Source organism: Acrocarpospora sp. B8E8, from assembly GCF_039871605.1.
GTDB lineage: Bacteria > Actinomycetota > Actinomycetes > Streptosporangiales > Streptosporangiaceae > Acrocarpospora > Acrocarpospora macrocephala.
The window spans coordinates 21,235-41,647 of sequence record NZ_JBDPLV010000013.1 but is presented as its reverse complement, the minus strand read 5'-3'; the positions used below and the strand labels follow the sequence as shown (position 1 = coordinate 41,647).

Sequence of the window (20,413 nt, the reverse complement as noted above, 5' to 3'; positions counted from 1 at the left end):
ATGTCTCCTTGAAGATCGGATTGGGAACCGGTCCCGTGCTGTCCCCCGAACGGCACGGAACCGGGGAGGGGGAAGGGCTAGTCGACGCGAGCGACCAGGGAGACCGGGGTCTTGATGTCCATCGGCTGGTCGGACTGGATGTAGTCGCCCGTCCAGGTGATCAGGACGCCCTCGGTGGTGAAGAAGAACACGCCCGGCTCGTTGCCGCCGTAGGTGCCGTCATCGCCCGCCGAGTCCACCGACATCGGGCAGTACGACGAGCCGCACGGGTCGACGATGTCGTCCTGCGGCAGCAGCTGCGAGGAAACGGAGGTGACCTTGCCCTTAATGGCGTAGTAGGCAATGACCTTCGCGTCCATGGACAGCAGGTACACGTACGACGTGCGGTTCTTGTCGTTGTTGCGCTTCAGGTACTCGGCCAGGTTCGCCCGGTCCAGCGGGTTGTTCAGGTCGCCAGCGGGGAACGGGACCGCAGCCTCGTACTTCTTCTGCTGGTTGCCGCTGATCGCCTGAGCCTGCTTACGCTCCTCGCTGGAGTCGCAACTTCCCGCCGTGGTCGCCAGCACGGCCAGGGCGGCGCCGAGCGCGGCGATGGTCTTCGTGGATCGCTTCATGGGAGTCATCCGTTCGGGGGGTTAGTTGCAGGTGGGGGTTGTGTCGTCGAGCCGGTACGGCAGGGACGCGTCTTTGAACAGCGCGCGGTTGTGCTTCGCGGAGTCGGCGTTGTACTTGGCCACGGCGTCCGCGCGCTGGTTCTGGAGCGCGGTCAGCTCCGTGTTCAGGCGGTCTATTTTCGGCGCGGTCTGGAACTTGTCGCTCTCGTCGCCGTCCGGGCGCGCCTTGTTGTAGGCGTCTATCTGGCCCTGCTTGATGGTGATCTTGTCGTCGGTAGCGGCCACGCCCGCGCACAGGTCGTGGAAGTGCTCGTACTGGTGGAGCACGTTCTCAGCGGTGCCGACCTTCTCCCTCACGGCTGCGGCGGTACGGAACGGCTGGGTGAACCAGGCGATCCCGTAGCCGAGAATCCCGAGCAGCGCGACTACGGCGAAGATCCAGAGCAGCCACTTCAGCGGCTGGAAACGGACCTCCGTGTCCTCCTCGAAGGCATCGCGGGTGGCGCGGCCGAGCGTCTGCTTCGGCCTCTCTTTAGGCATGGGGTATCTCCTTGTCGATCAGGGGGCTAGAAGGGGGCGTCTAGATCACTGGGACTGCCACCGATGTCTGCCGTCTGAGCGGCCCCGCATTGGGTGCAGTCAGTCGCTCCGCGCACGCTCTGTCCGCACCACAGGCACAGAGCCACGGACTCCACGACGGGCAGGTCTTCACGAGCCGGGTCGGCGGACGTCCACGTCCCGTCTTCGGCGAGCAGGATCCAGCCGTGCACCCAATGCCGTACGGGTACTTGGGTGGGGTCGGCTACTCCGCGGCGGATCTTCCAGCCGTTCGCGTACGCCGCGGCGGGATCGCGCTCAACCAGATCGTGATCAGCGCGGCAAGCGTGGAGATTATTCGCAGCCGTGTTGGAGCGCGGGTCCTTTGTCCCACCCATGCCCTTCGCGATCCGATGGGAGGGATCGACGGCGGGAGCGTTACCGAGACACACCATGCCGATCTCGCACAGGCCACCCGACCGCTGAGCCAGCAGCGCCATCACATCCGCCGGCGGACCGGTACGGCGGCGCTTGGACGCCTTACGGACTGCCTTGCCGGAGCCCTGCTTGAATGGCGTGCGCTTCAACTGGGAGGTGCCGGACTTCATCGGCTTGACCCGGCGGATCTCGGATCGCTTCATCGCACACCCGCGTTCGTGAGGGCGATCTCCGCACGAGCCGTGGATTGGATCGTCCGACCGACCTCAATACGCGCGTGGAGGGCACGCAGGTGCTGCACCTGCTTACGGACCGCCGCTTGCGCCTTGCCGGAGATCCGATACAACTTGTCGCATTTGATGACCGCCTGCTGCTTGCGGCTCTCGACCGGCCCGATGCCGCCCTCGAACGCCTCCGCGAACGCCTTCTTGTAGTCCGCTTCGGCGTCGACCGCGATCTCTTCGATCTCGCAGAGAAGGTCAACGGCGTTGTCGAGATCGACGGAGAGTTTGCCGAGTTGGTTGACGATCGTCTGGATGTCAGCCATCGACCTCACCCGGCCCGGCCTCAAGTTGGGGCAGGAGCCCGCCGACGATCTCCCACAACTCACCCGACGCCCAAGCGTCAGCCACCAGTTCGGCGGCGTCATCGGCGAGAGACACGGCCACCTGCGGGCCCGCTTGGCTGACGGTGACGCCGGGGATCTCCTCGCCCTGCGGCGTGACTGCGACGCCCTCCTTCTTGGCCACGTCCAGGACGGCGGTCACGAATGCGGGACGGACCCGCGTGAAGGGCTTGGGGATGACGGTCTCCCACTCGTCGGGGCGGTTCTCCTGCACCCACTCCTCGAACGCCCCGGCGTCGGTGATCGCGGCCCGCTTCGCGCCTCGCTTCACCTGGACGGTCCCGCCTGACGCTCCGCCCACCATGCCGTTGATGCGGTCGTCCACGACCCAGCCCTTGGCGACGTCCCCGCGTACGGTCTTGTCGCTGGCCTGGATCAGCTCGACCAGGACTTTGGCCACGATCAGCTTGACGGCCTGCTCGTCACGGATGCTCACTCGTCACCACCAGTGGCGCCAGGCTGTTCGGCGGCGGCGCCCTGCTGCTCAACGGCATAGGCGGCCTTGCCGCGCGCCACGATCAGGTCGCCGAGCATCACCGTCTCGCCGGTGTCGTCGATGACGGCCGCGCCCAACATGCCGCGCCGCTTCACCGTCTCGTGCAGGGCGCGCAACTCCGCGTAGGTACCACCGACGGCGATCGCCGTGTCGCGGTAGTCCAGCGCCGACGGCATCGGCTTGCCCTGGCCCAGCCACTCCAGGACGGTCCGCCCGAACTGCTCGTCGGGTCGGCGAATCACTGCGTCGGCGAGCGGCTTCGCTCTCGACTTGGAGACGACGAGCGTGTGCTCCAAGTCCATGTCGCCGACGATCGTGAACTCGTACTCGATTCCCTCTCGCTGCTCCGGCTTGGTGCCGATCTTCTTCGGCTCCTTACGCCCGCGCTCGTTCTCCTGCACCACCCACTCGGTCTTGGTGCGCATGGTCACGATCACGTGGCCGGGGTAGGCGAGGATGGCGTCGATCATCTGGCGTTCCATCGGGCGGGCTTCCTTCCACCCGCCGAAGGAGTTGCCGCCGTAGGAGCGCTTGGCGGCGTTGTCGACCTGCTCCAACATGCCTGCCGTGCCCATCCAGAAGTGGGACAGCGAGTCCACGACCACCGTGTTATAGCCCGCCTCACCGGCGGCGGCGAGTGCCCGGACGAGGTCGCGCGGGTCGTAGGTGTGCATGGTCAGGGTGTCGAACGCGAACTCGTCGGCGTAGAGGCTGGCCGACTCGCGCTCGGTGTCGATGACGGCGACCTTGCCGCCCGCGCCGGCGAGCGCCTGAGCGGTGATCAGCGCCGTGTACGTCTTCCCGCTGCCCGAAGGCCCGGCCAGCGCGATGCGCGCCTTGGCCTGCTCCTTCGTTGCCGGAGTAAAGGTGAAACTCACGACTGGTCCCCCGTCTCGTCGTCGTTGATCTGGTCTTCTTGGGCGGCCTTGTAGGCGGCATCAGGGTCGGGATCGGCGAGAGCGGTGTCCGGGTCAACTTCGTCAGCCCGTGGGCTGGAGCTCTCACCCGCCGCTCTCTGCCGGGGGACGATGCGGACGACAGCCGACTTGGCCGCGTGGAAACGGAACGGATCCCCGCTGCCGGATCGGACCGCGTACGCCTCGCAGCACGTGGAGTGGCAGGGGCGCGGGTCTTCCAGCAGCAGCACGAACGGGAGCCAGTGGTCGCCGTCTACGTCCAGGAGTTCGACCCGCTGGCCTCGGTGGGTGTCGGCGAAGGTCGTCACGCCCGCCCCCGCTCGTAGCGGTAGGCGTCAGACAGCAGATCCCCGGCCATCCGATGAGCAGACGTGACCACCGTGGAGTACTGGGCTCCCTCGACGAGCAGGTATTCGCAGACCTCTACGAGCAGCAGGTCGCGCTGTTCGGCCGCACGTTTGTCCAACTCGCCGGCGCGGACGTACGGGCTCGCCTGCTCGACCGATTCGGCCTTGAGGGCCAGTCGTGCGGCGGTTCTGGCGCGTAGCACGCAGCCGTAGGGGTGGTGGGTGGTCATCACGCCGCACCCCCGGAGGGCTGCGGCTTGATGTCCGCGCTGTCCGCCCACGTGAAGAAGGGCACGCCCGCCACATCCACCCAGGCGTTGCCGTCCTCGGGACGGGTCTGGTCGTCGCCCGGGTGGCAGAGGGCTGTAGCGGCAGCGAGAGCGAGGGTGGCGTGCACCTGGGCGGTGGCCATGAGCACGTGGATCGCCGCGTTGGTGCGTTCCGGCTCGCCCTCGTCCTGGGGGTTCGCGGCGTCTGCGATGTGGTTAGCGAGGTCGAGCAGAGATTCGGCTTCGCGGTAGTGCTCCGGGCCGGTCATCGCGCACCCCCGGAGGGCTGCTCGGCAGCCAGAGCCAGCGGCGACCAGAGCGCGATCAGGGTCCTGGCCCGCTCCGTCAGCCACGCCAGCACGGCGGGCTCGTCGTCCTCCGTGACCACGCACTCGGTTGACCGCAGGATCGCCTTGCGCTGAAGCACCCAGTACACGAACAGTCGGTCCGGAGGGAACTCCTCGCCGTCCTCGTAGTCGTCAGGGTCGGCGCGCTTCCAGTCCCAGCGGAACACGAGGTTCATGTCCGAGTCGGCGTCGCCCCAGTCGTCGATGAAGTCCGCCCACGACTCGTACGCGCTATGGACCTCATGCCAGCGGGTTCCACCGACGTAGAAGTTGCCCTCGGAGCAGTAGTAGGGGTGGCTGGCCTCCCACAGGTGCGTCACAGCACACGCCCGGCAGCCTTGGCGTCCCGCCGCTCAACCGCTGCCGCGATCAACTGGTCACACTCGACTTTCGCCAGCCGCAGCGCGCCCCCGACTTCGAGCCCGTGAACGTTGATCAGGTAGTGGCGGACGATCTCCCGCATGGCCTGCCACAACGCCACTCCGGCACCGCTCGTCACGCCGTGGTGGGCGGACTCGGCGGCAAGGATGTGGAGAGCGACCGCGAGCGGGTCGCCGTAGACCTCACCCGTGGACGGGTGGACCTGCGCGTCTCGCAGCGAGTAGGGGGTGATGTCCGGGAGGGTCTTCACGCCGACACCGCCGAGTCCTCGTCGTCGGCGGCGAGAATCGGCTTACAGTCCCAGCGGATGACCTCCTCGGTCCGGGTGACCGTGACCTTCGGGACGGCGGCCAGCGCCTGCGGGTCGGGGATCTCCTCGGTCACCTCGCGGGTGCCGGTGACCACCCGCGTGCACACCTCGTCCCGTTGGGCGATCATCTTGACGTGCAGTCCGTGCAACTTGCCGACCAGGTCAAACGCGGTGTCGCGCGGCTCCTTGCCGACCGTCCCGGGAATGAGCCGGGCAAACAGGCGGGCCTGCTTCTTGCTGCTCTCGCCCGGGATGAAGTGGAGCATCCCGTACTCGCGGCGGCCCGTGTACGGCAAGTCCAGGTCCGGGTTGTTCTCCAGGATGTCCGCGAGCGCCCGCAGGCCTCGGATGTACTCGGCGCGCGGGTCCGGCTTGACCGTCTGCTTGTCCTGGTCGGTTACCGTGGTCTTCACGCTCACCGACTCCTCTCTTAGTGATCAGTTGGTGGTCTGTGTGGCCCGGCCGGGTGCGATCCGGTCGGGCCTTTTCTGCGCTAGCGGTGGAGCAACTCGGCGCGACGGCGGGACTCGGCGGCGGCCTTGCGGTCCTTGGAGCGGGCCTCACGGACCGCCGAAGCCTGCACGGACTGGCTGTGGCGCTTCTTGTTGACTCGCCGCTGCTGCTTCGGGGTGAGCCGGGAGCCGTAGCCGTTCTGTGCCTGGTAGATGCCGATACGGGCGATGGCGTCGAGCATGGGGAGGTCTCCTCAGGGGGTAGCGGGGGCGTCGTCGGCGAGTTCGTCGCCGTCCACGACCCGCCAGCGGAGGGATGCCGCCTGCCAGTGGCCAGCGACGTCGAATCGGTAGTCGTTGAGCCGGTCAAGGCGGAGGGCTTCCGCGACGAGCGGGCTCACGGCGTGGTCTCCTCGTGGATGCGTCGGGCTTCGCGCCACAGGTCCTTCAGCAGCTCTTTCGAGACAGCCCGGAGAGCGCGGCCATGCTTGTGCCCACGGGACAGGTCAGAGCCGGGCTGTGCGGGTTTGCCTTTCGGGCCGCACTGCGGGCACTCCACGTGGTGGATGGCGTCGGCGTACTTGACGCGGGTGGCGTCGTACACCTTGCGGTATCGGGCGCACGCGCAGCCGTCCGCGTGGGTGGCGAATCCCTGTTCGGCGTCCGCCGGGCAGGTGCGGGCGAGTTGCTTGATGCACGACTCGGCGATGAGGCGGGCGCGCGTCCTCGCCGTGTCCGACCAGTTCGCCTTGGCTCCGCGAGCCCGTTTGGGGGCAACGCCAACGCCACGGGTATGGGCATCGGGGATTCCGTGGTTGGCGTTGCCCCCGGCCTTGCTCCCGCTGGCGGGACCGCCTTGGGCGTCGTGCATGAGCTGGCCAGCGGGAGAGTTTGAGACCGAGTCGGCGACGCGCGCTATATGGGCATCGCTGCCGGCCTGGCCACCGACTCGGACGACTGAATACCCGCAGTAGCTCCACAACTCAGAGACCTTGCGCGGGCGATCGTGGAGGGTGTTCCAGAAGGGATCCCCGATGCTGGCCAGCAGGCGAGCGGCCTGCTTGTCGCCAACACCCTTCTGACCTTTCAGCCACGGGTACAGCGGGTGCTGCTTGAGCCGCTTCGCGAGGTTCTTCGCCGCGTCCTTCTCCGCCGACGCCAGCGCATCCACGAGAGCCGCGAGCCGGGCGACGTCCGGGTGGTCGAGCGTCAAACCGAACCCGCGCTCTTCCCCGTCCACGTCCGTCTCATCGCGGGTGAGTTGCCGTAGGCGGTTTTCGTTCGCGATGCGGACCGTTTCCAGGTCGTCGAGAACGTCAGCGGCGAGAGCCAGGAGAGGGTCCGCAAGGTCCGGCGATGGACCGGTGGGCGTCGTGACCCTTTTGGCCAGACCCTGCGGACCCTGGTCTTCCGCCCCCAGCGCCTTCTCTATGGGCGACGATCCGGCGGTGGCCGGGGGCGTGTCTATCTCCGCGAGTAGCGCACCGACTATGGGCATCGGAGGGACGCTGGCCACTCGCGGAAAGGTGTCCCCGGACGGCGAGGTCGGTATGGGCGTCGCAACCCGCATGGCCGTCCGGGGCGTGTGGTCAGCCGACAGCGGGAGCGGGATGGTTGCCGCAAGGGTCATGGCTGTCGGCTGGTCTTGCTCCGCGAACGACGTCCCGTCGTTGGGTGTCGAATGTAGTTCGGTCGCTCGTGGAAGGGTGCCCCCGGACGGCGCGGCGTCATTGGGCGTCGTCGCCAGCTTGGCCGTCCGGGGAGAGGTACCAGCCGACAGCGCGAGAACATTGGGTGTCGATGGGTGTGTGGCTGTCGGCTGAGTCTGGTCCCCCGCGAACGACGCTTGTATGGGTAGCGCATGGTCCGTGGTCGCGGGGGAAGTAGTGCCCTCAACGGCGAACTCCTTAAGGGCTTCGTCCACACTTTGGCCGTTGAGGGAGTGTGGGTGCCCGGTCGGCGGGCCGCATCTGGGAGTCGTTACTTCCTTGGCCGACCGGGCGGTCTTGCCCCCCGCAGGCACGGGCAGAATGGGCTCCGAGTCGGCCATGGCCTGCGGGGTGTCGTTGTTCCCAGCCGACGCCAGCACTGTGGGCGTCGACTCCGGCATGGTCGGCTGGGAAGCGTTGCCCCGCCCCGGCGAGTGGGCCACGGGTACCGGCGGGAGCATGGCCGGGGCGGAAGTCTGAAGGTCGGCGGTCACCAGGACCGCCCGAAAAACTCGGCGAGAACGTCGTCAGCGAGGCGGGCGGGAGCGTCAACGCCGTGCTCGTCGCACAGCGCGGCCAAAGCCTCAAGCTTCGCCGCGTTCGCGACGTTGGCGGCGGCAAGGTCTCGGCGCTCGCCAGCGGCGAACCGCAACTCCTCCGTGGTTGCCTCGCCAAGGAACTGCCAGTCCGACGAGCCAGGGCCGACGTGCAGCCGCTGGCGGAGGATCGACCGCCACGTCTCGCGGACGCCTTTGACTTTCCACGAGCGGTTCGACTTGGACTTGCCGCCGTCCGGCTCCTTGATCTCGGCGGAGTCGTCAGCCGGGGTCGGCGGAGCGCTGGCGAACCGGTGACCCGAGATCACGTTCTGCACGAACGGGCGGATCATCTCGTCGAAGCACGCCCGCAATAGGTCGTCAGTGACGTGCTTGGAGACCTCTTTGGCGAGCGCGCCGGGGTCGGCAAGTGCGCTCTCTTCGGCAACCTCACGGATGAGGTTCCGGAGGGAGAACGTGTCGGGTGCTGCGGTCACTGGGCCCGTCCTCTGCTAACGGTGCGTTACTGTTTGGGCGGGATGTCCTCCCGCAGCCCCGGCCCGGCATGGTCGGGGCAAAACTCATTTCAGGGGGCTAGGCGGCCGAATCGATCGCGTCGGCCTTCTCGGCTGCGTGGGCGCGGATCCGTTCGGCCGAACCGGCGAAGATCCGCGACAGGGCCGAGATCTGTTCGGCGGACAGCGGCGGAGCCCTGTCGACGATCCGTTTGATAGCGGCGGCGCGTTCCGCCGCAGCCTCCTCAGCGGTGACCTTCGAGGCGCGCATCAGGCGCTCGCCCGGCACGCGCAGTTCGGCTCGTCGGCAAGATCAACCGGCACCGGGCGGGGGCTGCGCAGGAGTGCGTCAACGGGCACATCGAGCGCGTTGGCGAGTGCGTCAACAACGGCATCAGAGGCGGAGCGCGCTTCGCTCTCAAGCAGCGACAGGTAGGACTGGTCAATGCCGACGACCTCGGCGATGTCTTCCTGAGTGCGCCCGGCCGTCTTGCGAATCGCCTTGAGGGCCGGGCCGTTCTGTGGGCCAGTTCCGAGCATGAGGTCAGTCTGTGTCACTCAGACGTCATATGACAACAGTTTAGGTCACTCAATTTCATACCGATGGGTAAGTTGAGGTCATTTGACAACTCTTGGGACTGGAGTGGCTGTCATGAAGTCAGACCGTTTCAGGCATGGTCATAGACGGGTCTGCCTGCGTCATTTACAGTTGGCTTCGTCCGGCCCGTATGACAAGACATAACGGGCATCCGTCGCCTAAGGGGTCATCGTGGTGAGCTCCGCCCTCACCGACAGATGGGCCGAACTCGGCCCGCTCCTCGCCGCACGCAGGGTTCAGATCGACGCCAGATACCGCGTCCGCAAGGTGTTCGCCGCGGAAGTCTCCGTGCACTCGGGAGTCCTCCGGGACATCGAGATCGGCGCGCGAGACAACTTCAGCCCGGCAACCCTGAGCGCGGTTGAAGGCGCGTACCAGCTCCAGGCGGGATCCATCCGTAAATTCCTCGACGGCAAGACCGACGAGTTGCCCGCCGCTGACGCCGCAGAGTCCGGCCGAGAGCGCATCGCGCGAGCAGACGAAGAACAAGTGCTCGCTTACCTGCGCAATGAGGCGCGGAGCAAGGGCAAGACCCTCGGGGAGATCCTCCTGGAGCGTGATCTCGCCACCCCGGAAGAACTCACGGTCAGCGACCAGAAACGCAATGACCCCGTCGTCCGAGAGATCCTGGAATCGGACCTCTCGGACGAGACGAAGGGCCGTGTCATCGCGGCTTACGCCAGCTTGCGACGCGACGATTTCCGGGATGAAGGGCTTACCTGACGGTTCCGAACGGTCCAGTGCCCATCTCGTCGAACGCCCTGTCCGTGCGCCGGTTCTCCCGCTCCTTGGCGATGTCGTGAGCGGCTAGCGCCTTACCACGCCATCCGGCGGCCATCAAGGCGACCGGGTTGAGCACCGACGTGCCCAGCTGTTCGGCATGCTCCTTGGCGGTGTTTTGCACCGTCTCCCGGTGGAGCTGCCCGTTGGTGTCCACGGTTTGAGCGATCAGCCGACAGCCCTTCTCGAACCGGGTGGCGACTCGGAGGGCGACCGTGCAGACGTTGATCACTCCCGCGCCGATGGCGAGGATGACCCGCGTGTCCTTGGCCAGGGTGTTGAGTGCGACCTCGACCCCGATGACCGCCCAGGGGGCGGCCATGAGCGCGACGAGAACGGTCTTGGAGGGGTGGGTGATGTTGAAATTCACGGGGGGTCCTGCTTTCCGGTCCACCCAATCCCCGAGGCGGGCCAAATTGCGTGTCGCTTTTCCCGAGGCGACGTAAGGAGCGTGCTCCACAGTAGGCGCGTTTAGGGCGAGGGGGAACCCGCGTTTGGGAACGGTCCACAAACGACTACAGGCAGTTCACCAGCGCGTTCCTGGGGCTCACGTTGTGTAGCTGAATCTATCTTTGAAATATGGACATGAGGCCGAAATGCCGCGAATGCCGCGCGCAGTAAGGTAAGGCTTTTATCACCTTCCAGACAGCGTCACGGGGCCGGAATGTCCTGCCCGCGCCACGTCACAGCGACAGATTCCCAATCGGTGTAGTTCCGCCGACCCCTGCCCACAGGCAGGAGCTGCAGAACCATCAGATGCTTGACCACCTCCCGCTGCTGCGCCAGATCAAGCCGCCGCCACTCGGCGCGGACCACCGCCGGGTCGCTGTTGATCAGGTCGCCGAGTTGGGGGGCGAGCCGGACCCGGTTCATCTGGCCTTCGAGTCGCTCGATCTCCGCGAGCGCCGGCTTCTCCACCCATGCCAGACCGACAGCGGACAGGTCCCCTTTGGCCGCCTGCTCGTAGAACGTCTCCAGGTTCCGCCGCTTCTCCGCGATCTCATCGGCCAGGCGGTAGACCGTGTTCAGGTCCGCCTCGTTCCGGGCGTGCAACTCGACCGCGTCCGGCCGCGAAAGGCGGTCGATTATCAGGTCTTCCGCGAAGGCATCCACCCTGGCGACGAGGCGGCATGGATGGCCGACACCCTTCGCGATGCCCTTCTTCCGCAGGTGCGGCATGCAGACGTAGCTGAGGCTCCCGCGATTAGGCAGCACACGCAACGGGGTCCCGCATGCACACAAGGCGATACCTGTGAGCAGGTACTTGGCCCGGGAGTCGCGGAGGTAGCCGCGGGCCGGGTCGGTGAGTTTCGCGACGAGGGCCGAGTGGGTCTTCTTCTTGAGGATGGCGGGCCACACCGCTTTGCCGACGATCTTGCCTTGGTGGACGCGCATGCCGATGTAGCCGGGGTTGAGGAGGGTGCGCTTGACCTGGCCGGGGATCCACTGCCCGCCCGTCCCGGTGGGCTTGTCCTGGCTGTTCAGCCAGTCGGCGACCATGTAGAGGGACTCCCCCGCCAGGACGCGCTTGGCCATCTCGCGGATCGTGGCCGCCTGCTCGGGGTCGATCACCTGCGAGACGAACTCCCTCGTCGTCTCGTGGTACAGGCGGCGGTAGCCGAACAACTGCCGGCCGTGGGGGCGGCCTGTCGCCGCGTTGGCGCGGACGGTACGCAGGACACGTTTGCGGGTGACCCCGGATTCGCGGACGCCGAGAGAGAAGAACAGGTCGAGTTGGAACGCGTCGTCGGGGTCGGCCAGGTCGTACACCCGGCCCGATGCGGCGATCTTGACGCCTTGCTCTTCGCAGATCGCGGCCAGCGCCGCCCACACGAGCCGATCACGAGTGGCGCGCGAGGGATCCCACACCACCAGGACGTCGATGTTGCCGCCCCGGATCTCGTCGAGAAGCAGCTCCCAGTCTTTACGCGCCTGTTTTGCGTACTTGCTGGCGGAGCGGTCGTTGTCGGACCAGACTCCGGCCAGGTCCCACGACTCCCTTGAGACCTGGACGCGGCATTCGGCTTCCTGCTCGGCAACGGAGCGACCGCCCCGAATGTCTTGGCTGACCCGCGTGTAGATGGCTGCTCGTGTCGTCATAGTCTGAAGATACGACTGAAAACACTGTCTAGGACGCACAATCTCCGCTCACAGCATTGAGATGACTCAGCCCAGCATCAGCGAAATCCTCCTTGACCTGCGCATCCAGCCGCGAAACATCCCCCACGACCAACCCTGGCAACAACCCACGGGCCCCCGCCGGCAAGACCTCACAAGCCGCCCGCAACCCACTCCGCAAAACCCCCGCCACACCCTGTACGCCCGAAGGCCCACCCACCACAACCGGCACCCCCCGGACAACCAACACCCCCGCCTTCAACCCACCCGACTCCGCCACCGCCAACCGCCCAACAACCCGAACCCGCTGACTCGGCAACAACCCCAGCCACTCCTCCCCCACCCCAAACACCACCACCGGCGAATCCACCCTCACCGCGACCACACCCGCAGCCGAATCCGCTCCCACCCCGTTAACCACCCCAGCCGAATCCGCCCCAACCCCTCCCCGCACACCGACTCGGCTCGCGTCAGCCTTCGGAGCGTTGCCCGGAGCACCCACGTCAGTCGCGACCACAGACGAGTCCACCCCCACCGCTCCCCGCACACCGACTTGGCTCGCGTCGGCCATCGGAGCGTTGCGCGGGACTCCCGTGCCGATCACCACAGACGAGTCCACCTCCACCGCTCCCCGCACACCGAGTAGGCGCTCGTCGGCTTCCGGAGCGTTGCGCGCAGAGCCCGCGTCGGTTCCCATCACCGACCGCCGCGCCTGAAGCCCCAACCCATCGCGAAGTTCAAGCCGCACAATCTGTGCCTCCACAACCACGCTCGCGCCCGAACCCCCAGGCCGCGACCGCGCGCGCGGATCGCCGGAGAGCACGATCTCCGCCTTTACCACCGCATTCCGAGCCGCCAACTCAGCAACGGGACCTGTGGTGACCGCGTGCACTTTGATTGCCACCACTCCTGCCACAACCCCAGCACAACAAAGGCTCCCAACAACGACGTTCCGCCATCGCTCACTTACTCCCACCCGGCTTCCGAACCAAGCCACCCAGCCCCCGGCTCCCAAACCAGCAGCCGCCACAAGCCCGCCGACCAACGCCGGACATGCCACCAAAATCAGCGCAACAACCCACGCGGAAACCGCTGGCCCAACCAGCACCAGAGAACGGCCTGACTGAACAAGCTCATCCTCGCCCTCAGGTTCGGACCCGTCCTCGGCCCGAGGCATGGCCACGCGAAATGCCCCCTCTCAATTGATGGCACCACGAACTTGATCGAACGAACCCGGCAGCGTAATGCTGCAAACAAAGATTGCCCACACTGAAGTACGCGAGCCCAGAGAGCCACATGGCCCAATGCACAGGCGCCTCAGATAGCGGCTCCCCCGGCCAACTTGGAAGACCCGTCACACTTCACATGGCAGAAAGCCTGATCGACTAACGCGCGACACCTGCGCTAGCGATTCCCCCGGAAAACATCCCACTACGAACTTGATCGGGAAGGCCATCAACGCGACGCCGCAACAAATTACCCGCACCAAACTTCGCAAGGCCAGAGCCCGACCGACCAACGCACGACACCCCCGCTAGCGACTCCTCCGGAAACATCACACTTGATCGGGAAACTCACCAGCGCGACGCCGCAACAAATTACGCGCACCAAACTTCGCAAGGCCAGAGCCCGACCGACCAACGCACGACACCTCCGGTAACGGCTCCCCCGGAAACATCACCTATACCGATTCGATCGCAAAGCCCGCCAGCGTGAGGCCGTAGATAAAATTACCCGCATGGAAATTCGTGAAGCCGAGGGCCCGATGGACTACAGCATCTCCAGTAGAGGTTTCCTGAATGACTTCGAAGACTCTAACTGGATGAACTACGGGGACACTTTGTCTTTTAGTTCGGCGTATTTTCTTTCTCCTATGCCGGAGACTTCGCGTAATTGTTCGATGCTTTGGAAGCCGCCGTGGGTGTCGCGGTATTCGATGATGCGTTGGGCGAGGACTTCTCCGACGCCGGGGAGTTGTTCGAGTTGGTCGGCGGTTGCTGAGTTGAGGCTGAGGATGTTGGTGGTTGCGGGGTCGGTTAGTGGGTGGGATCCGGGAGGGGGTGGGAGGCCGACGACGATTTGTTCGCCGTCTACCAGGCGGCGGGCGAGGTTGAGTGGGCCGGTGTCGGCGCCCTTCTTTATGCCTCCGGCTGCGGTGATGGCGTCTACGACCCTTGAGCCGATGGGTAATGCCAGGACGCCTGGGTCGCGGACCTTGCCGGTGATATGGATTGTCACGCTGGCGGTCGGTGAGGGGGTGGCCGGAGATCCGGCGCTGGCGGGGGTGGGTGGTGGAAGGGGTTCGGGGACGGGTTGTGATCGCCATGCGTAGATTCCGGCCACCACGGCGGCGGCGATCGCGAGCAGTATCAGGGCCCTTACGCCTGGGCGGCCGGGGTCGAAACGTTCGCTATCTCCAAGCAGCTCGCGGAGGCGACCGGAAATTGTTCCGCTCCTGTCCTTTTCGTGCCCGATACGAGCAGCCGTCGGCGATCTATCCAGATCGTAATCCTGGTTCTGTGTTGCCCTCTTGACCTCGTCGGGACGGCTAATCTCCGTCTGGCTCCCATAAGCGGACTCGCGGGCCATTCCGTCGTAAGGCCTGAGGCGGTCCTGTGGTTCGAATTGGTGCGGCAACTCTTCCGTACCAGATGGGGCCGCAACACCGAATGACGGAGGTGGTCCCGGCGTGAAAGGTATGGGATTTGGAGAAAACGAATGGGAGATGGCGGCCGAAGGAAGGGGATGGGCGTTGTGAACGGCAGTGGCCAGAGGCGAAGAGTGACTGATATGAGAGGTAGCGGATGAAAATGAGGGGTGGGTTGGGGAAAGCTGGGATGCGATGGGAAAAGGCGAGGAGTATGGAGATTGGGAAGTGGTGGGAGGAAGTGTGGGGTGAGAGTCGTGAGATGGGGTGGAGGGCGTGGAAGGTCCAGGGATGGCGCGAGAGGTTAGCCGGTGGAGGCGGACTTCGATGGCGGCACGTTCGGCTTGTTGGCGTTCCCTGGTTCCCACGGCTATGACGTTAGAGAGGTGAGTTCGCGATTGGGTGGCCGAACGAGGTTCTGTGGATAGTGGGGTGCTGTCCCCAGGTGGCCAGCCGAATTCGAGATGTTGGTCAGGGTTGGGGGGAGATGGTTACGGCGAGCATGCCGGGGCCGGTGTGGGCGGCTATCGCGGCGCCTACTTCGACGATCATCATGTGGTTGAGGTTGGGGATTCGGGTCGTGAGGCGGGTGGCTAGGGAATCGGCCTGGGTGGGGGTGGAGAGATGTTGGATCGCGATGTTCACGGGGGTTTCGCCGGCGGTGGATGTTGCCAGATCTTCCAGGCGAGCTAGGGCGCGGGTCGTCGTCCGTACCTTTTCCAGGAGGGTGATCGAGCCGTTGGTGAGGTGGAGGAGTGGCTTGATGGCGAGGGCGGAGCCGAGCATGGTGGCGGCGGCACCGATGCGGCCGCCTCGGCGGAGGTATTCGAGGGTGTTGACGTAGAAGAAGCTCTGGGTGGCGGCGGCGGTGGTACGGGCGATGGTGGCAACCTCAGAGAGATCGGCACCTAGCGCGGCTGCGCGGGCGGCGGCGAGGACGGGGAAGCCGAGGCCCATGGCGATGGAGCGGCTGTCGATTACTTCGACGGGGATGAGGGCTTGCTTGGCGGCGATCCTGGCGGCGTCAACCGTGCCGGACATTTCGCTGGAAAGATGGATCGAGACGACACCGGTGGCCCCGCAGGCGACGGCGGCCTCGTAGGCGTCCGCGAAACGCTGTGGGGCGGGACGGGACGTTGTGACGGGTGTCCATTCCCGTAACGCGTCTGCGACGCCCTTAGCGTCGATCTGAGCGCCGTCGTCGAACTCGCGGCCACCAATGATCACTTGTAATGGAACGACTGTTACGCCCCACCTGTCCGCCTCAACAGGCGGCAGGTAGGCCGAGGAGTCCGTGACCACAACGACCGACATATCGAGAGATTACCCACCAGCTGATCGCCATCCACCGAATGAGCACGTCACCGGCGTCGCATCTTGCGCACTCCATATAAATGGCGGCGCCATGAACCGCCGTCACTTATATGAGAGACCGCTGGTTACTGGACCGGGGTGCCGCCGCGCCAGACGCGGCGGGGTTTGAGGCCGAAGGCCCAGGCGAAGGCGCCTTCGTGGTCGGCGTCCCATTGGACGATGTCGGCGAGGCGGCCGGGGGCGAGGACGCCTCGGTCGGGAGCGCCGAGGACCTGGGCGCCGCCGAGGGTGGCGGCGCGGAGGGCGTCGCCGACGCTCATGCCGAAGGCGGCGACGGCGAGGCTGATGACCAGGGCCATCGAGGTGATGCCGCAGTGGCCGGGGTTGTGGTCGCTGCCGAGGGCGATCGGGACGCCCTGGCCGATCAGGCGGCGGACCGGTGGGAGGGAGCCGCTGGAGAGGGCGGTGCCGGGGCAGACGACGGCGGGCACGCCGTAGCGGGCCATCAGGGCGATGTCCTCGTCGGTGATGTGGTGGAGCAGGTCGGCGGAGGCGCAGCCCATCTCGGCGGCGAGCTGCACGGCGCCACGCTTGCTGTACGCGCCGGCGTGCACCCGGGGCAGCAGGCCGACGTTGCGGCCGGAGGCCAGCACCCAGCGCGCCTCGTCGGGGCTGAAGTGGCCGTCGTCGCAGTAGACGTCCACGCTGTCGGCTCCGGCCGCGGCGGCGTCCGCGCACCAGGCGGCGACGGCTTCGACGTAGTCGCGCTGGCGGCCGAAGTACTCCGGCGGGACGACGTGGGCGGCGAGGAACGTGACGTGCACGCGCGGCATCATCGGCTCCTTCTCCAGTTCGCGGAGAAGGCGCACGTCGGCGAGTTCGCCGTCGCGGGTGAGGTGGTAGCCGGTCTTGGCCTCGACCGTGGTGGTGCCGCTGAGCAGCCACTCGCGGAGGCGTTCGCGGACGCCGTTGCAGAGCGTCCACGGGTCGGTGCCGCGGGTCACGGTGACGGTGGAGCCGATGCCGCCACCGGCCGCGGTGATCGCCGAGACCGAGGAGCCGCCCGAGCGCATGGCCATCTCGGCGTAGCGGTTGCCCGCGTACACCGGGTGGGTGTGAGCGTCGATCAGGCCGGGCGTGACAAGCGCGCCGCCGAGGTTCTCGACGTGGTCGACGTCGGTGATGTCGTCGACGACGCCGGGCACCGACTGCGGCAGGTCAGCCGCGCGGCCGACCCAGGCGATGCGGTCGTTGTGGACCAGGATCGACGCGTTGCTGCACACGTCATGGCCGGTCCAGAGGCGGCCGATGTTGGTGAGAAGGCGAACGGTCATCCGACCACCATCCGTGACGACGTCCCTGAGGACGCCGCGGAAGCCCAGCTCGTGGGCGCCGCGCCCGCTGGGTCCGCTCCGTGTCCGGACGTCATTGGGGGGTCTCCTGCTCTCATCGCGCACCGGGTTGTGCGATGACCGGATCGCCGTGAGGGTAGCCTCGGCGATTTCAGTTCAGTTACGTTATTTCACAGGTCGGCTCGCTGTACAGGGTTATTGAGAAGAACGCCGGTTCGCCTCCCTGGCATCCGGTTGACCCGTCCTTCTCCCCCGTCACTTCCGAGTCTGTCGCTCCAGCTCAGACCCGGCAAACGCACCCGCACCCCAGGTGTAACAGCACTCACAGGTGTCATCGTGTGTACCCGCGCAAGATTGTCGCGTAAGGCTTGGCTTATCCTAGCAACGCCGACCCCGGTGGGCCAGTGTCGTTTTCCTTCCGCTTTAGGGCTGGCCTCCCCTAATTCTCCGATTTGTCACCTTTACTGGGTCTGTCGAAACAGGTTCTATGCCAGCTTCCGGCTCGTTTTCATGATCTCGAAACGATAACCTCGCCGGACGTCAGACGGGGTGTCAGGGCCGTGACCACCCAAGACCCGCTCGGGCAGAAGAGCAGCTCAGCACGCGATCCGGCACCCCGCAGGGGATCATTTCGGACATGCGCCCATGATCCCGTGGCGTCCGCTTCTGGACACACAGAGAAGCATGGCGAAGGCCCCGAGCGGACCCGGGGCTTCGACGCCGTCCTACACCGTCTCCACGGGCTTGGCGACCCGATCGAGTTCGTGGAACAGGCTGGGCAGGACACGGGCGTGCAGGACGGTCCCATCGCCCGTGTGGTCGACGGAGAGCACCTCGCCCTCCTTGTGCGCCCGGGCGATCAGATCTCCCCTGTCGTACGGCACCAGCATGTGCACCTCATGATCGAGACGCGGCAGCTCCCGCTCGATCAGCGCCATCAACTCGGGCATCCCCGACCCTGTACGCGCCGACACCACGATGCTGTGCCGCTCCCGCATGGTCAGCCGCGCCAGCACCACCGGATCGGCTGCGTCGGCCTTGTTCACCACCACGATCTCCGGAACATCCCGCACCCCGGAAATCTCCGAGAACACCTCGCGGACGGCCGCGAGCTGGGATTCCGGATCGGGGTGGGAACCGTCCACGACGTGCAGGATCAGGTCGGCGTCCCCGACCTCCTCCAGGGTGGACCGGAACGCCTCCACCAGCTGATGCGGAAGATGCCGGACAAATCCCACCGTGTCGGCGAGGGTGAACAGGCGGCCCTCGGGCGTGCGCGCACGCCGTACCGTCGGATCGAGAGTCGCGAACAGGGCGTCCTCGACCAGGACGCCGGCCCCGGTCAGCCGGTTGAGCAGCGAGGATTTGCCGGCGTTCGTGTATCCGGCGATGGCCACCGCGGGCACCTCGCGCGACTGCCGGCGGTGCCGTTTCGTCTCGCGGGAGGTGGACATCTCCTTGATCTGGCGCCGCAGCTTGGCCATGCGCTCGCGGATCCGCCGCCGGTCCAGCTCGATCTTCGTCTCACCGGGGCCGCGGCCGCCGATGCCGACGCCGCCCGCCGCCCGGCCGCCGACCTGGCGGGACAGGTTGCCGCCCCAGCCGCGCAGCCGCGGCAGCAGATACTGCAGCTGGGCGAGCTCGACCTGGGCCTTGCCCTCCCGGCTCTTGGCGTGCTGGGCGAAGATGTCGAGGATGAGCGCGGTCCGGTCGATGACCTTGACCTTGACGATCTCCTCCAGCTGCCGCAGCTGTCCTGGCGTCAGCTCACCGTCGCAGATCACGGTGTCGGCGCCGCTGGTCGAGACGATGTCGCGGAGTTCGGTGGCCTTGCCCGACCCGATATACGTGGCCGAGTCCGGCTTGTCGCGGCGCTGGATCAGGCCCTCCAGGACCTCGGATCCGGCGGTCTCGGCCAGGAGCTTGAGCTCCTGCAGCGAGTTCTCCGCGTCGAAGGCCGTGCCGCTGGTCCACACTCCCACCAGGACGACCCGCTCCAGCCTGAGCTGGCGGTATTCGACCTCGGTGATATCCGTGAGCTCCGTCGAGAGACCCGCGACGCGTCTGAGCGCCTGACGCTCCTCAAGTTCGTAGTCGCCGATGTCCTCTGGCTCGTTGCGCATATATGTCATCTCTACTAGACCAACAGTCCGACACCGTGGTGTCTTCCCTTCGATGGTGGCATGACACCCAAAGATCGCGCACCCTGATAATCACCCAAGGGGATACCCAGTCGTCTCCAGGTCGCCGAGGCAGTACGGGACGCGGCGGGGCCGCCATCTGGGCGGTGCGCTGAGCCGTCCTTCGGCCGCGTTCCCGGGGGACGTGCTGGCCCCGGCTTCGCGACATCGAACGCCGCCGGGATCCGCACGGGGTGTTCCGGAGCAACTTCCCGGTGCTCGGTTAGACCAGGACCTTGACGTCGCCGGAGCCGGTCTTGATGGTGATCTTCTTGGGGGAGGCGGGGTCCTGGGCGACCTGGACAGTGTGCTCGCCCGAGCCGCTCTGCAGGGTGACGTGGTAGGTGCCCTTGGGGACGTAGACGACGCCCTCGCCGGAGCCGCTGGAGACCTGGGTGTTGTCGGGGGCGGCGTCGAACCTGAGCTCGACGTCGCCCGAGCCGGTGTCGGCGAGGGCGGTCTTGCTGGTCAGGCCGTTGGCCTCGATGTCGCCCGAGCCGGTGGAGACGTCGATGGGGCCGGTCAGGGAGCGCAGGGTGATCGTGCCGGAGCCGGTGTCGACGCGCACGTTGAGGCCGCGGGGGACCTCGACGCGGTAGTCGATGGAGCAGTCGTTGCAGTCGTAGGCGAGTCTCAGGGTGTCGCCGGACACCTCGTGCCCGTCGGTGGGCTGCGCGCCCCGGTAGTTCAGGGTCTCGGTGACCTGGATGCCGGTCCGGTCGGACTCGTTCACGATCACGTCGCCGGAGCCGGCGTCCACGGCAAGGGACGTCACCTTGTCGGTGACGTCGTATTTCTCCACGCTTTGCGATCTGTTGAAGTTCAGGTCGAGGCCGCAGCCGGTGAGAACCAGGGCCGATCCGATGACCGCGCCCGCGAGGGCCAGGTTCCGCTTTGTTCGCATGCTCTGATTCTGCGGATTTCCCGAGGC

The 20,413-nt window shown here is 66.5% G+C and carries 27 protein-coding genes; 2 read left to right on the top strand and 25 right to left on the bottom strand.

Going from position 1 to position 20,413, the window contains the following annotated elements; translation table 11 throughout:
- Positions 1 to 77 precede the first annotated feature (77 nt).
- From ABGB08_RS14595 to ABGB08_RS14525, 15 genes are all read right to left on the bottom strand, one after another.
- Positions 78 to 614 carry a hypothetical protein gene (locus ABGB08_RS14595; protein WP_347590389.1) on the bottom strand — a complete coding sequence of 179 codons (537 nt, stop codon included), beginning with the start codon at positions 612 to 614 and terminating at the stop codon, positions 78 to 80.
- A 21-nt stretch (positions 615 to 635) separates the two neighbouring features.
- Complete coding sequence (locus tag ABGB08_RS14590; protein ID WP_347590387.1) at positions 636 to 1,154, bottom strand: hypothetical protein; 519 nt, start codon at positions 1,152 to 1,154, stop codon at positions 636 to 638.
- A gap of 26 nt (positions 1,155 to 1,180) precedes the next feature.
- The gene (locus tag ABGB08_RS14585; RefSeq protein ID WP_347590385.1) at positions 1,181 to 1,792 is read right to left on the bottom strand and encodes a hypothetical protein; all 612 of its coding nucleotides are present in this window, start codon (positions 1,790 to 1,792) and stop codon (positions 1,181 to 1,183) included.
- A complete protein-coding gene (locus ABGB08_RS14580) occupies positions 1,789 to 2,136 on the bottom strand; it encodes a hypothetical protein (protein WP_347590383.1) in 348 nt (115 codons plus the stop codon). The genes ABGB08_RS14585 and ABGB08_RS14580 overlap by 4 nt, the downstream gene beginning before the upstream one ends.
- Positions 2,129 to 2,650 carry a hypothetical protein gene (locus ABGB08_RS14575; RefSeq protein WP_347590381.1) on the bottom strand — a complete coding sequence of 174 codons (522 nt, stop codon included), beginning with the start codon at positions 2,648 to 2,650 and terminating at the stop codon, positions 2,129 to 2,131. The genes ABGB08_RS14580 and ABGB08_RS14575 overlap by 8 nt, the downstream gene beginning before the upstream one ends.
- Entirely contained in the window at positions 2,647 to 3,588 is a 942-nt protein-coding gene (locus tag ABGB08_RS14570) for an ATP-binding protein (RefSeq protein ID WP_347590379.1), read from the bottom strand. Before ABGB08_RS14570 ends, ABGB08_RS14575 begins: the two co-directional genes overlap by 4 nt.
- Positions 3,585 to 3,935, bottom strand: coding sequence for a hypothetical protein (locus ABGB08_RS14565; protein ID WP_347590377.1), 351 nt, complete (start codon positions 3,933 to 3,935; stop codon positions 3,585 to 3,587). Before ABGB08_RS14565 ends, ABGB08_RS14570 begins: the two co-directional genes overlap by 4 nt.
- Positions 3,932 to 4,204, bottom strand: coding sequence for a hypothetical protein (locus ABGB08_RS14560; RefSeq protein ID WP_347590375.1), 273 nt, complete (start codon positions 4,202 to 4,204; stop codon positions 3,932 to 3,934). The genes ABGB08_RS14565 and ABGB08_RS14560 overlap by 4 nt, the downstream gene beginning before the upstream one ends.
- Entirely contained in the window at positions 4,204 to 4,512 is a 309-nt protein-coding gene (locus ABGB08_RS14555) for a hypothetical protein (RefSeq protein WP_347590373.1), read from the bottom strand. Before ABGB08_RS14555 ends, ABGB08_RS14560 begins: the two co-directional genes overlap by 1 nt.
- Positions 4,509 to 4,910: a hypothetical protein gene (locus ABGB08_RS14550; RefSeq protein ID WP_347590371.1), complete on the bottom strand. Its 402-nt coding sequence runs from the start codon at positions 4,908 to 4,910 to the stop codon at positions 4,509 to 4,511. Before ABGB08_RS14550 ends, ABGB08_RS14555 begins: the two co-directional genes overlap by 4 nt.
- Positions 4,907 to 5,221, bottom strand: coding sequence for a hypothetical protein (locus tag ABGB08_RS14545; RefSeq protein WP_347590369.1), 315 nt, complete (start codon positions 5,219 to 5,221; stop codon positions 4,907 to 4,909). Before ABGB08_RS14545 ends, ABGB08_RS14550 begins: the two co-directional genes overlap by 4 nt.
- Positions 5,218 to 5,694 (bottom strand): hypothetical protein, encoded by a 477-nt coding sequence (locus ABGB08_RS14540; RefSeq protein ID WP_347590367.1) that lies wholly within the window; start codon positions 5,692 to 5,694, stop codon positions 5,218 to 5,220. Before ABGB08_RS14540 ends, ABGB08_RS14545 begins: the two co-directional genes overlap by 4 nt.
- Before the next feature lie 80 nt (positions 5,695 to 5,774).
- Positions 5,775 to 5,975, bottom strand: a complete 201-nt coding sequence (locus ABGB08_RS14535; protein ID WP_347590365.1) for a hypothetical protein — start codon at positions 5,973 to 5,975, stop codon at positions 5,775 to 5,777.
- 12 nt (positions 5,976 to 5,987) lie between these two features.
- Positions 5,988 to 6,134, bottom strand: a complete 147-nt coding sequence (locus ABGB08_RS14530; protein ID WP_347590363.1) for a hypothetical protein — start codon at positions 6,132 to 6,134, stop codon at positions 5,988 to 5,990.
- Positions 6,131 to 7,231: a hypothetical protein gene (locus tag ABGB08_RS14525; protein WP_347590361.1), complete on the bottom strand. Its 1,101-nt coding sequence runs from the start codon at positions 7,229 to 7,231 to the stop codon at positions 6,131 to 6,133. Before ABGB08_RS14525 ends, ABGB08_RS14530 begins: the two co-directional genes overlap by 4 nt.
- 562 nt (positions 7,232 to 7,793) lie before the next feature.
- On the opposite strand from ABGB08_RS14525, the gene ABGB08_RS14520 reads away from it, so the two are divergent.
- On the top strand, positions 7,794 to 7,922 hold the full coding sequence (locus ABGB08_RS14520; protein WP_347590359.1) for a hypothetical protein: 129 nt from the start codon (positions 7,794 to 7,796) through the stop codon (positions 7,920 to 7,922).
- A 10-nt stretch (positions 7,923 to 7,932) separates the two neighbouring features.
- Here the strand turns inward: ABGB08_RS14520 and ABGB08_RS14515 are convergent, their stop codons facing one another.
- From ABGB08_RS14515 to ABGB08_RS14505, 3 genes are all read right to left on the bottom strand, one after another.
- Positions 7,933 to 8,475 (bottom strand): hypothetical protein, encoded by a 543-nt coding sequence (locus tag ABGB08_RS14515; RefSeq protein WP_347590357.1) that lies wholly within the window; start codon positions 8,473 to 8,475, stop codon positions 7,933 to 7,935.
- A 97-nt stretch (positions 8,476 to 8,572) separates the two neighbouring features.
- Entirely contained in the window at positions 8,573 to 8,764 is a 192-nt protein-coding gene (locus ABGB08_RS14510) for a hypothetical protein (protein ID WP_347590355.1), read from the bottom strand.
- Entirely contained in the window at positions 8,764 to 9,051 is a 288-nt protein-coding gene (locus ABGB08_RS14505) for a helix-turn-helix transcriptional regulator (protein WP_347590353.1), read from the bottom strand. The genes ABGB08_RS14510 and ABGB08_RS14505 overlap by 1 nt, the downstream gene beginning before the upstream one ends.
- Before the next feature lie 211 nt (positions 9,052 to 9,262).
- Here ABGB08_RS14505 and ABGB08_RS14500 point away from each other — a divergent pair, with 211 nt between their 5' ends.
- Positions 9,263 to 9,814, top strand: coding sequence for a hypothetical protein (locus tag ABGB08_RS14500; protein ID WP_347590351.1), 552 nt, complete (start codon positions 9,263 to 9,265; stop codon positions 9,812 to 9,814).
- Here ABGB08_RS14500 and ABGB08_RS14495 read toward each other — a convergent pair.
- The 7 genes from ABGB08_RS14495 to ABGB08_RS14465 form a co-directional block, all read right to left on the bottom strand.
- Positions 9,807 to 10,241: a hypothetical protein gene (locus ABGB08_RS14495; RefSeq protein WP_347590349.1), complete on the bottom strand. Its 435-nt coding sequence runs from the start codon at positions 10,239 to 10,241 to the stop codon at positions 9,807 to 9,809. The two genes, ABGB08_RS14500 and ABGB08_RS14495, sit on opposite strands and share 8 nt — an antisense overlap.
- Positions 10,242 to 10,522: 281 nt before the next feature.
- Positions 10,523 to 11,971, bottom strand: coding sequence for a recombinase family protein (locus tag ABGB08_RS14490; RefSeq protein ID WP_347590347.1), 1,449 nt, complete (start codon positions 11,969 to 11,971; stop codon positions 10,523 to 10,525).
- 1,845 nt (positions 11,972 to 13,816) lie between these two features.
- Entirely contained in the window at positions 13,817 to 14,578 is a 762-nt protein-coding gene (locus ABGB08_RS14485) for a ComEA family DNA-binding protein (RefSeq protein ID WP_347590345.1), read from the bottom strand.
- A gap of 529 nt (positions 14,579 to 15,107) precedes the next feature.
- Entirely contained in the window at positions 15,108 to 15,950 is an 843-nt protein-coding gene (locus ABGB08_RS14480) for a DegV family protein (protein WP_347590343.1), read from the bottom strand.
- Positions 15,951 to 16,075: 125 nt separating this feature from the next.
- Positions 16,076 to 17,284, bottom strand: coding sequence for an imidazolonepropionase (hutI, locus tag ABGB08_RS14475; protein WP_155352063.1), 1,209 nt, complete (start codon positions 17,282 to 17,284; stop codon positions 16,076 to 16,078).
- Between the two features lie 743 nt (positions 17,285 to 18,027).
- Positions 18,028 to 19,425 (bottom strand): GTPase HflX, encoded by a 1,398-nt coding sequence (gene hflX, locus ABGB08_RS14470; protein ID WP_347590341.1) that lies wholly within the window; start codon positions 19,423 to 19,425, stop codon positions 18,028 to 18,030.
- Positions 19,426 to 19,705: 280 nt separating this feature from the next.
- Complete coding sequence (locus ABGB08_RS14465) at positions 19,706 to 20,386, bottom strand: DUF4097 family beta strand repeat-containing protein (protein WP_347590339.1); 681 nt, start codon at positions 20,384 to 20,386, stop codon at positions 19,706 to 19,708.
- Positions 20,387 to 20,413 lie beyond the last annotated feature (27 nt).

What these genes read in the sequence shown, in the direction of transcription:
- ABGB08_RS14595 (WP_347590389.1), bottom strand. Translation starts at nt 614, where the DNA reads ATGAAGCGATCCACGAAGACCATCGCCGCGCTCGGCGCCGCCCTGGCC.
- ABGB08_RS14590 (WP_347590387.1), bottom strand. Translation starts at nt 1,154, where the DNA reads ATGCCTAAAGAGAGGCCGAAGCAGACGCTCGGCCGCGCCACCCGCGAT.
- ABGB08_RS14585 (WP_347590385.1), bottom strand. Translation starts at nt 1,792, where the DNA reads ATGAAGCGATCCGAGATCCGCCGGGTCAAGCCGATGAAGTCCGGCACC.
- ABGB08_RS14580 (WP_347590383.1), bottom strand. Translation starts at nt 2,136, where the DNA reads ATGGCTGACATCCAGACGATCGTCAACCAACTCGGCAAACTCTCCGTC.
- ABGB08_RS14560 (WP_347590375.1), bottom strand. Translation starts at nt 4,204, where the DNA reads ATGACCACCCACCACCCCTACGGCTGCGTGCTACGCGCCAGAACCGCC.
- ABGB08_RS14555 (WP_347590373.1), bottom strand. Translation starts at nt 4,512, where the DNA reads ATGACCGGCCCGGAGCACTACCGCGAAGCCGAATCTCTGCTCGACCTC.
- ABGB08_RS14535 (WP_347590365.1), bottom strand. Translation starts at nt 5,975, where the DNA reads ATGCTCGACGCCATCGCCCGTATCGGCATCTACCAGGCACAGAACGGC.
- ABGB08_RS14525 (WP_347590361.1), bottom strand. Translation starts at nt 7,231, where the DNA reads ATGCCCATAGTCGGTGCGCTACTCGCGGAGATAGACACGCCCCCGGCC.
- ABGB08_RS14510 (WP_347590355.1), bottom strand. Translation starts at nt 8,764, where the DNA reads ATGCGCGCCTCGAAGGTCACCGCTGAGGAGGCTGCGGCGGAACGCGCC.
- ABGB08_RS14490 (WP_347590347.1), bottom strand. Translation starts at nt 11,971, where the DNA reads ATGACGACACGAGCAGCCATCTACACGCGGGTCAGCCAAGACATTCGG.
- ABGB08_RS14485 (WP_347590345.1), bottom strand. Translation starts at nt 14,578, where the DNA reads ATGGCCCGCGAGTCCGCTTATGGGAGCCAGACGGAGATTAGCCGTCCC.
- ABGB08_RS14480 (WP_347590343.1), bottom strand. Translation starts at nt 15,950, where the DNA reads ATGTCGGTCGTTGTGGTCACGGACTCCTCGGCCTACCTGCCGCCTGTT.
- hutI (WP_155352063.1), bottom strand. Translation starts at nt 17,284, where the DNA reads ATGACCGTTCGCCTTCTCACCAACATCGGCCGCCTCTGGACCGGCCAT.
- hflX (WP_347590341.1), bottom strand. Translation starts at nt 19,425, where the DNA reads ATGCGCAACGAGCCAGAGGACATCGGCGACTACGAACTTGAGGAGCGT.
- ABGB08_RS14465 (WP_347590339.1), bottom strand. Translation starts at nt 20,386, where the DNA reads ATGCGAACAAAGCGGAACCTGGCCCTCGCGGGCGCGGTCATCGGATCG.